Raw genomic sequence first — 329 nt, forward strand, 5'->3', positions numbered from 1 at the left:
GCTAGAAAAGTTAGGGTATGTCAAACGAGTTCATGGTGGAGTTGTTTATAAGGGAAGAGAAAAAGACTTAGCCATTTCTGTAAGAGAATACTCAAAAATAAAAGAAAAACAAAGGATTGCAAAGAAGGCTATCACGTTTATAAAAGAAGGAGACACAGTTATTTTAGATGCAGGAACAACAACGATGGAAATAGCAAAACAGCTAGTTGAAAAAAAAGACATAACAGTAGTGACTAATGGTCTTAATATCGCGGTGCAATTATCACAAAATACGAACCTACATGTCATCATGACTGGTGGTGAGGTAAGGCACTCAACACAGTCTTTAG

Annotated in this window: 1 protein-coding gene; it reads left to right on the forward strand. The window is 36.2% G+C overall.

The genetic code is table 11. The features are described 5' to 3' along the window. Positions 1 to 329, forward strand: a 329-nt coding sequence (locus AOA60_RS01345) for a DeoR/GlpR family DNA-binding transcription regulator (RefSeq protein ID WP_143522324.1), incomplete at both ends; no start/stop codon positions are given.

Origin of the sequence: Pseudomonas sp. 2822-17, from assembly GCF_002742485.1 — a bacterium.
GTDB lineage: Bacteria > Pseudomonadota > Gammaproteobacteria > Pseudomonadales > Pseudomonadaceae > Aquipseudomonas > Aquipseudomonas cyclaminis.